This is a genomic window from Phyllobacterium sp. (genome assembly GCF_037994425.1).
Classification (GTDB): domain Bacteria; phylum Pseudomonadota; class Alphaproteobacteria; order Rhizobiales; family Rhizobiaceae; genus Phyllobacterium.
The window spans coordinates 1-2,259 of the sequence record NZ_JBBNAM010000274.1; the positions used below are offsets into that span (position 1 = coordinate 1).

At 56.0% G+C, this 2,259-nt stretch carries 2 protein-coding genes and 1 pseudogene; 2 read left to right on the plus strand and 1 reads right to left on the minus strand.

Annotated elements, in window-relative coordinates:
• Positions 1-226 (minus strand): annotated as a pseudogene (locus AAAB35_RS18815) (polyhydroxybutyrate depolymerase); the annotation flags it as partial.
• A gap of 338 nt (positions 227-564) precedes the next feature.
• Here AAAB35_RS18815 and AAAB35_RS18820 point away from each other — a divergent pair.
• Both AAAB35_RS18820 and AAAB35_RS18825 read left to right on the plus strand, forming a co-directional pair.
• Positions 565-804 carry a DUF982 domain-containing protein gene (locus tag AAAB35_RS18820; RefSeq protein ID WP_340669809.1) on the plus strand — a complete coding sequence of 80 codons (240 nt, stop codon included), beginning with the start codon at positions 565-567 and terminating at the stop codon, positions 802-804.
• 547 nt (positions 805-1,351) lie between these two features.
• Positions 1,352-1,732 carry a hypothetical protein gene (locus AAAB35_RS18825; RefSeq protein WP_340669810.1) on the plus strand — a complete coding sequence of 127 codons (381 nt, stop codon included), beginning with the start codon at positions 1,352-1,354 and terminating at the stop codon, positions 1,730-1,732.
• Positions 1,733-2,259: the final 527 nt, after the last annotated feature.

Below are 2,259 nucleotides of genomic sequence, written 5' to 3' on the forward strand. Positions count from 1 at the left end.
GCGGCTTTGCCGGTAATTTGCCGGGTACGAAGAGCTTCATCGTCAACCGTCCTGGATTGCTACCGAACCCGGTCACTTCGCTGAGTTTCGGCTTCGCTGCGACCGGGCTGCGCGATTTTCTGGATACAGTTCGGGTCGGTGTGCCAAGCGCCTTTGCAAGCAGTTTTCGATACATTTTCTGCGATTTCAGCAGCCTGGAAAATGACCTCGGCAGGTTGAATGTCATCTGGAAACGCCCTCCGTCGGCGTCATCGGCGCTCCCCCCGCGGCGTGAATTGGCACCGCCGCCGACAGATACGGCGTGCTCTTGCCTTGAGCGGGATCCGTGAGATGAGCTTCCTCACGGCGACCCGAACCGATCCTGAAAGCATTCAGGCTCGGGGCGCCGTAAATGTCGCATCGAGCTCATGTCGTCGAATTCGACGCTCACGCCCCGAGAGTTGCTGGAATCGCGCCTTCTTTGTGTTCCCGCGGAATAGCGGGAACAACGTGTCACGGGCGGGGTTTAAAGTGTGGCTGCCGATCGATCAGTGTATATCCCTTTGAAGCGGAATCGGAGACCCTGTGTCGTCAGGTTGGGTCATTTTAATCGTTGAACACAACCATGTGCTGCACGCCATTGCATCCGCAGATGAAGCCCTTGAAATGCTATTTGCGAACTGGCCGGTGACACAAGGCCGCGCCTTCTTCTCGGCGATGCAGGCCTGCGCTGGTACCATGGCAGGAGGAGTAACCCAGAGAGAGGCCCAGTCCGCATTCCTTGCAGCGGCTGTTGATGCAAAGGTAGTGTTCCGGCTCGCCTAGGCGAATCTCGCCCAATCAGCTTTGTGACTGCAGCAAAGCGCTCAGTCAGCCGCGCCAATGGCGATGCATATGAGGAAAATCGCTATCAGGATCTTTTCCATGCGCGATATTGGTTGCTCGGAACAAAGCTCAAAGTTGTTCGCTGAAAAGATGGGACGGCAAGATATTCCGGTCTGCGTCGTTTCACTTTCCAAACTGTAAACTGCCCAAGGGCTGCGTTCGCCACAACCCTTGCGGGGCACCTGTTTTTCCTCGCGACTGAAACGATCAGGCGTGAGCGCCGAGACCTGGCGCCTGTCTCGGCAAACAAAAAAGGCCGGGGCTAAACCGCACCGACCTTCCTCACATCGCTACTCATACCAATGCCAGTACATCCGTGGTCAAAAGCAGAAAGCAACTGCGGCGATTGCGAGCGACAGACATGTTCCAGCGCTCATCAGCAATGCCGATAGCCGCCATATAGACACTCCTCGCATGAAACGCAACGTCAATCTTTGGTTTTGTTATAAAGGACGAATAAAAACATTGATTGCATGAATTAAGTTGCGTGAGGAAAGAGCGTGGAGCATGGTCTGTAGGTCAGCAGTCTATTTTACGGGCGCTGCTGCTTCGGGGCAAAATGCCCTCGCCCCAAAAGAAGGAGGACCAGATGTCTTCCCAACTGCACGTCGTCCTGAAATCAAAAGACCTCCTCATGCTGCAAGGCGTATTGGATGCGGCTGGCTATGGCCCGGCCACCAGCGTTTCCAATCCCAAAAGCTATAACGTCGCAGCGAAACTGCTCGTCGGACTTTTTCACCGTGGCATGACATCAGAAGAAGATCTGACTATGGAACTCGAAAGGCACTTTGGCAGCATAATGTCGCCAATTTCGCCGCCCAGTTTCGAGCGAACACGGGCTGCTATTCAAGGCCGCCCGCTGTCGTAAAAGTCCCGCGTACGACCCCCCAATTTTTGTCGGCGGCCGCCGAGCGAGGCCAAGGTCCACGCAAGGCCGCCAACAGAAAAAACCCCGCTGAAGGAAGCGGGGTGGGAGTTTGTATTTGAACCCGGCAGTCGCGGTTGCGGGGCAATGGAACATTGAGGCTTCGCTGGGAGAGATTAAGCAAAGCCCGACCCCAAAACGGATAGGGCGCGCTTTCGTTCCTACCTCTTTTGGATGATCCCGCCGATTTGGGAAACGAGCGCGCGCTCGCCGACGGCCCTTCAAATGCGCATTTCAATGCTATGGTTTCGTGATTGACCGGAAACGTCCGAATCGACTATTTCCCCCCGGCCGCGCTCATATGCCCCCCGAGGCGGCACTAGGAGGGTCCGGCCACCTGTGAAGGTCGGGCCCTTGCTTCACTACAGTGCCAGCCAACAGGACCGCGTCTATGAACCGGTGAGCGTTCAACGCATCATCGCCGTTGACGCGAAGCTGCCCGCCATTTTCGATCGCATCGATGAAATTTC